Source organism: Actinomadura sp. 6K520 (genome assembly GCF_004349245.1).
Classification (GTDB): domain Bacteria; phylum Actinomycetota; class Actinomycetes; order Streptosporangiales; family Streptosporangiaceae; genus Spirillospora.
In genome coordinates this window covers 1-5,822 of record NZ_SMLC01000291.1, presented here as the reverse complement: position 1 = coordinate 5,822, position 5,822 = coordinate 1, and the positions used below count along the sequence as shown (strand labels likewise).

Here is a 5,822-nt window from a genome sequence, read left to right as displayed (position 1 = left end):
GAAAGGTAAGGGCTGATCCCCGCTGGGGCGCCGTGACGTCGCCCGGCGGGCGTGTGGGCGCCGGTGCGGCCGCGGGAACGCCGGACGGTGCCCGGGGTTCGGTGCGCGGCGGTGCCGGGCTCTGCGGAGTTCTGGGCGCCGCCGGAGCGGCGGAGCCGTCGCGGGCGGGCTTGACGCCGCGCGTCCGGGCGCGGGAGCGGGTCGACGCGCCCGCGACATGCACGTCGGTCGGCGCCGGCGGCTTCGGCGGCTTCGGCGCGGCGGGCTTGCGCGGCTCCTCCGGCTCGAACAGCGCGTTGGCGTCCAGGTAGGACGCGCTGGGCAGGCCGGGGTTGACCGCGAGCTGCCACTCTGGATGCGGCCAGCGGCGGGACAGCTCCGACAGGGACGCCTGCCGGTGGTGGACCGCCTGGCCCTGCAGGGACCGGTCCATCGCCTCGGGCGAGGTGAACGCCAGCACGAACGTGCCGTCACCGAACTGGGCCGTGGCGAACTGGTGCTCGGCGGCGCCGGGGTCGCCGGGAGCGGGCAGGTACAGCACCGCGCGCGCGAGCAGCTCCAGATAGCCGCGCTGGTCGCCGCGCTCGCGCGCCTCCGTGAGGGCGGTCTCCAGCGAGGAGCCGGACGGCCGGCGGGTGCGCCCGGACGCCGGGCGGCTCCCGGTCTCGGGGACGGCCAGCGGGATCCCGAGGCCGGGCAGCGCCAGCGGGCCGCCATCGGGACCGGACCTGCTCGCCTGGTAGACGAGTTCCAGCGGCGATTCGATGCCGTACACGTCCCGGAAGGCGCCGACCATCAGCCCGGCGAGGAGCGCGCACGCCTCCAGGTGCTCCGCCGAGGCCCGGCCGCCGCGGTCGCGCCACGTGAACTGGTGCCACCAGTTCTTGCGCTCCTCCTCGTCCGGCGGCTCCCAGCCGAGCGACTTCAGCCGGCGCTCCTGCCGCGGGGCCAGCGGCCGGGGCAGGAACGCGCTGCTGACCGCTTCCGCGTCGAGCACGCCTTCCGCCCTCATCGCCTGTGCGTAGGGGAGCCCGCTGGGGCCCTGCACGATGAGGAACGACGTGACCGGCAACCGGGAGAGCTCCAGCGTCAGCCGTTTGGCGAAGTCGTTCCAGTCCACTCGGGATCCACTCTCACGTCCGTGGGGCGGGGGCCGTACTCGACGGTAGCGGAACGTTGCGTCACTCGGTTCGCGGAGCCTGGACTGCGTCGGCTCTTACCGGCGCCCAGACCCTCCCGACGGCGTCGTAGACCGCGAGGGGCGTCTCTTCACCCTCCCCGGTCCAGCGCCAGAGGCGGGCGCCGTGCGGCAGCCGGATCGGGACCCCGGCGGGCTGCTGCTGCGCGGCGGACAGCCTTCTCGTCGGCGCACCGAGGGGCGCCACCACTTCCTCCTGCGCGCGTTCCGCTTGGTGCTGCACGTGGTCGTGTGGAAGACGCTCGGGCTGGACGGGCTCGGGTTCGGGCTTCGGCTCCGGTCCGGGTCTCGGCGGTTCCAGTTGCTCCGGTGGCTCCGGCTCGGCGCTCGCCTGCGGCGCAGGCACCTGCGGTGCGGGGACCTGAGGCGGAGGCTCCTGAGGCGGAGGTTCCTGAGGCGCGGGCGCCTGGGGCGCGGGGGGTTCCGGCTCTGGGACGGGCGGGGCCTCGGCCGACGGGGCCACCGGCCGCCCGGGTCCTCCGGCATCGAGCGCCGCCTGCAGATCGGCCGCCGTGAACGGGTCGACCGCCGTGTGGGAGTCGTCCAGGGGGGCGTGGGGAACGTCGTCGTGCGGGCCCTCGCCGAGGGAGGAAGAACCGTTGAGTCCGGGGGGCGAACCACCCGCGACGGGATTGGGCCCAGAGAGGGCGTTCGGGTCGACCGTCCCGTACGGGTTCGGCACGCCCTGCCCGGCGGGTGGCACGGCCCCCGGGCTCTCGTGCAGGCGGGGCACGACGGACGAGTCCAGGAGCACCTCGCTGGGCAGGCCCCAGTTGATCGCCAGACGCCAGGCAGGGTCCGGCCAGCCGGACGCCAGCTGCGCGAACGAGGTGCGCCTGTAGAGGCTCGGATGCCGGTCGCCGGTGCGGGCTAGGGCGCCGGGCGACGTGAACACCGTGACGTAGGTGTCGCTGCCGATGACGATGGTGGGCAGTTCCGCGTGGTCGGGGTCTTCCACGGCCGGCGCGGTGGCGGGCAGCACCAGATCGGCGTTCGCCAGCAGACGGAAGTACTCGGAGTTGTCGCCGTTCGCCTTGGCCTCGGCCAAGCGGGGCTCAAGCAGCTCGGCATCCGCGCCTGGGGGCATGCCCGAAGGGCCCTGCGGCGGCATGGGGGACCCGGCCGGGGGCGTGCCCGCGGGCAGAGGATCTGCTCCGGCGGGAAGGGGATCTGCTCCGGCGGGAAGAAAGCCGGCCGTGCCGGCGACGGTGCCGGACGAGGAGCGGCGCTCGTTCACCCGCACGGGGTCGGCGACGTCGATGCCGAAGTCGAGCAGCTCGATGAGGCCGGTGCCGTGCCGATGGAACGACTCGTACACCAGGTCGGACGGCCGCCGGACGCCCTGGACGTCGCGCAGCGCGGTGACCATCACGTCCGCCAGCCTGGAGAAGTCCCCCTCGGTGACCGCCAGCATCCCGCCGGGCGTGCCGAACTCCGGTAGCTCCGTCCACCAGTTGCGCGGCGCGGGATCGGCGGGCGGGCGCCAGCCCGCCTCGCTCATGACCTCCTCGTCGGCCGGCGTGAGCAGCAGCGGCCCTTCGAGGAAGTTGTTGCTGACGGCCTCGGCGTAGAGCCGGTCGGGCTCGCGCATGGCCTGGACGTAGTGGCGGCTCTCATCGCGCTCGCGCACGATGAGGATGGTGTCCCGTTCGAGCCCGGCCAGCTCACGTCCCAGCCGCCGGGCGAACTCGGACCACTCCAACAAGATCACTCCCTACGACCGGGGGCCGGTCCCCGTGCCCCCGCGAGACCATGCCCGAGACCCGATGATTGTCGCCGGGGACGCCGCGCGCAAACCAGGAGTTCACTCGGGTGGGGGTTCGTGACGTAGGACACGCAGTGCCTCGCGGAGGGCCTCCGGATCGTCCCCGCGATGGTCGAGGAGGTCGATGAGCCGGTGCAGGATCTCATGGCGCTCGTAGCCGACGTCAAGGAGCGCCTGTGCGGTCTCCCACAGTTGGGGCGGCTCCCCCTTCCACAACCGCTCCGTGAGGCGTTCGTGCGCCTCAAGGTGCTCTTCATCGGCACCGGGATGCTCGAACTCCAGGATGACTCGGCGGTCGTCGGGGTCGGCCGGATCCAAGGTCGACAGGTCGATCACCCCGTGCCGCCCGGAACGCCGGTGGGTCCCCGACAGGAACGGCAGGGCGAACGCCCGCCGGGGCAGTGCCTCCAGGTCACCGTCGGGGAGCAGCCGGTCGACGAGGGCGCGGTCGAGGCCGAAAGCGGACGGGTCGCGGTAAGCCTCGGCGAACTTCGCGGTGGCGTCCCAGAGGGCGTCCAACGTCGCCCTGACGCCTTCTTCGGGGAGCCCTGTGCGCTTGCCCGCCCACCGCACCCACGCGCCCAGGACGTGGGGGACGGCTTCCTGTTCCGCCGGGGACAGCAAGACCTTCCTCGGCAGCCAGTCGAGGAGGAACATCTCGCTCTTGACGGGACTGACGCGGAGCGGCCGCCCGAAGTCGTAGGCGCAGCCGTAGTCGATGATGAGGTCGGCGCACCGGCTGGCGGCCGAGCGGTCCGACAGGCCCTCTGCCTCGTCCGAGGCGAGGAACCGCGCGGCGATCGTCGCGCGCCTGTCAGGTCCGTACACCGGCGGCTGGGGCAGGCGCCCGCCGGGCGGCAGGATGTCCACCCGCGCCCGTACGAAGGCGTGGTAGGTGCCGAAGTTCTCGTTCACCGGCGGATCATCGGTTTCGTCCGTCAGATCCAGGGCGCTCCACAGCAGCGCCTTGGTGTCGCGCGGGTCGAGCTGCTCGAACCTCATCAGCGGGTTGTCGCGTCCTTCGCGGCGGCAGTGGTCGAGGAGCTTGTCGACCCGGGACGAGACCCACGCGTCCCTGACCATCCCGCTCGCCGGCGGACGTCCGGCAGGGGCGAGCGCGTCGCCCGTCGACTGAACGGCACCCGCCTTGTTGCGATCGACCAGGACGACCAGGGCGTGCCCGTCGGTCCCGCCGTAGCTGTAGGTGCAGATGATGGAGTCCTGGTCGCCGAAGACGTCCCTGGACACGTAGCAGCCCTCCGGGGCGACCATCCCCACGCGGTCGGCCCATCCCGGCCTGGCGACGCCGTTCTCCATCAGTTCCAGGGCCGCGCGCTCGGCCTTGGCCGCCTGCCTGGGGGTGCCCATGTAGGCCATGCCCGTCAGCAGGGCCAGCGCGGCCGGAGTCGCGGCGGCGCGCGCGTAGTCGACGAGGGCCTCGCCGATGACCTCCTCGACGTCCCCGTCCGGTAAGCGGTGCCCCCACCAGGAGCCGAGGATCTCGCTGACGATGAGCTCGGCGTCCAGGGGGCTGCGGACCGCCAGCAGCTCGCGGGCATGCCGCAGCATGCCGTCGAAAATCGCCGAGACCTCGTCCGGGGGCGTCGATCCGTCCCGGCCCGGGTCCCCGGAGGAGCGGTGGCGGCTGCGGGGACTCACCCTTCTAGCCTCTCAGATCCGGCGGGGACGGTGGCCAGGACACCGAAGTCCGGAACGTGTCAGCCGTCGGCCCCTTCCGCCGAGGCGCGCCCGGACGGCGGCTCCGACTTCAGTATCCCGGTGAGCTGCTCGCGCGCCATCCGCTCGACTCTGGCGGGCGTGGCTTCGAGCCCCAGGTGCGACATGCACGCTTGGACGTCGGCCACGCACCGGTGTACCGCGTCCCGGGGGAAGGTCGTGAACTCGTCGCTGAGCCGCTGTGTGAGCGCGTCGTGGGTCTCGCGCCGGTGATCGGCCAGTGCAGGCATCTGCGCACACCTCCGCGCACGGGGTTCCGGCGGACGGGGATGCCGCCGGCCGAGACGGGAGCGGGTACGGGCCGAACCTCTCGTCCCGTCTCGATTCCCCATTCCAGCGCTTTTGCCGGGAGAGTCAAGACATACCAGGAGGTCGTTTAGCAAATTCTGAGTCACCCGTTACGGAGGGATCGTCCGAATCCCCGGCCACCCTCCCCACCTGCGTACTTGGCGCACCGCCAGGTGATCTGCGGACGGCCTCCGCCCAGCCCGCGTGGTGGCGGGCCGCCCAGTCGGGGTCAACGCGTCCGGTCAGCATCCCCTGCAACGCGCCGCGGTTGCGGAACGCCTGCCACAGGTGCCCCACCGTCACCACTGCGATGGCGAGGAAGAGCCAGTCGTGGACGAACGTGGCGCCCGTCCGCCACCGGTCTCCCCACGGGCCGGGGAAGGTCATGATCTCGCCGGTGCCGAGCATGACCAGGATCGCGCCCGCGGTGAACGCGGCGTTCAGTTTCTGGCCCGCGTTGAACTTGCCCACGGGAATGACTCCCCGTCCGTACCGCACGACCCTGCGGTCGCCGCTCCTCAGCCACTGCCAGTCATGCGGCGCGAACCTGTTCAACCGCCGGAGGTCCGCCCTGAAGGCGCGTGAGATCAGACCCAGCACGATCGGCGCGGGCAGTGAAAACCCGAACCACACGTGGAGGGTCTTGACCATCTCCCGGTACCCCACCAGCGTGGACAGCATCGGCAAGTACAACAGCGCCGCGGTCACCAGGCAGACCAGCATCCACAGCGCGGTCACGTGGTGGATCAGTCGTTCGGCCCACGTGAACCGCTCCAGCAGGACCCGGCCGTCCGTGAAGGCGCCGTCCCGGGGCGGGTCACGTCGGGGCGGGTC

General features: G+C 72.4%; 5 protein-coding genes. All 5 read right to left on the bottom strand.

Annotation, left to right across the window (positions count from 1 at the left end; all coding sequences use genetic code 11):
- A partial coding sequence (locus E1289_RS36065; protein ID WP_131988420.1) for an SseB family protein occupies positions 1-1,120 on the bottom strand: 1,120 nt, incomplete at its 3' end.
- A 61-nt stretch (positions 1,121-1,181) separates the two neighbouring features.
- A complete protein-coding gene (locus E1289_RS39960; protein WP_243713429.1) occupies positions 1,182-2,903 on the bottom strand; it encodes an SseB family protein in 1,722 nt (573 codons plus the stop codon).
- 99 nt (positions 2,904-3,002) lie between these two features.
- Positions 3,003-4,532 (bottom strand): hypothetical protein, encoded by a 1,530-nt coding sequence (locus E1289_RS36055; protein ID WP_165970767.1) that lies wholly within the window; start codon positions 4,530-4,532, stop codon positions 3,003-3,005.
- Between the two features lie 149 nt (positions 4,533-4,681).
- Positions 4,682-4,930 (bottom strand): hypothetical protein, encoded by a 249-nt coding sequence (locus E1289_RS36050; RefSeq protein ID WP_131988416.1) that lies wholly within the window; start codon positions 4,928-4,930, stop codon positions 4,682-4,684.
- Positions 4,931-5,054: 124 nt separating this feature from the next.
- Positions 5,055-5,822: cytochrome b/b6 domain-containing protein (locus tag E1289_RS36045; RefSeq protein ID WP_207929380.1), on the bottom strand; the 768-nt coding region annotated here is incomplete at its 5' end.